Source organism: Mesorhizobium sp. M1C.F.Ca.ET.210.01.1.1 (assembly GCF_004791585.1).
GTDB lineage: Bacteria > Pseudomonadota > Alphaproteobacteria > Rhizobiales > Rhizobiaceae > Mesorhizobium.
Genome location: NZ_SRUU01000150.1, coordinates 1 through 345, shown reverse-complemented (window position 1 = coordinate 345; position 345 = coordinate 1). Strand labels below are relative to the sequence as shown.

The 345-nt window shown below is 66.4% G+C and carries 1 protein-coding gene; it reads left to right on the top strand.

What is annotated here, in order from left to right; genetic code table 11:
- Nucleotides 1-345, top strand: a 345-nt coding sequence (locus EN853_RS33340) for a PAS domain-containing protein (protein WP_135861360.1), incomplete at both ends; no start/stop codon positions are given.

The window sequence follows — 345 nt, the reverse complement described above, 5'->3', positions numbered from 1 at the left end:
CAGGGGCGCCCGTACAAGGTGGTCAAGTTCGCCACCGACATCACGGCGCAGAAGCTGCAGGCGGCCGACTCGGCCGGGCAGCTGGCGGCGATCGACAAGTCGCAGGCAGTGATTGAATTCAGCATGGATGGGCACATCCTGTCGGCCAACGACAACTTCCTGGCCGCCACCGGTTACCGCCTGGACGAGGTGCGCGGGCAGCACCACGCGCTGTTCATCGAGCCCGACCATCGCGACAGTGCCGAGTATCGCCAGTTCTGGGAAAAGCTCGGCCGTGGCGAATACGATGCCGGCCAATACCGGCGGCTCGGCAAGGGCGGGCGCGAGGTCTGGATCCAGGCGTCC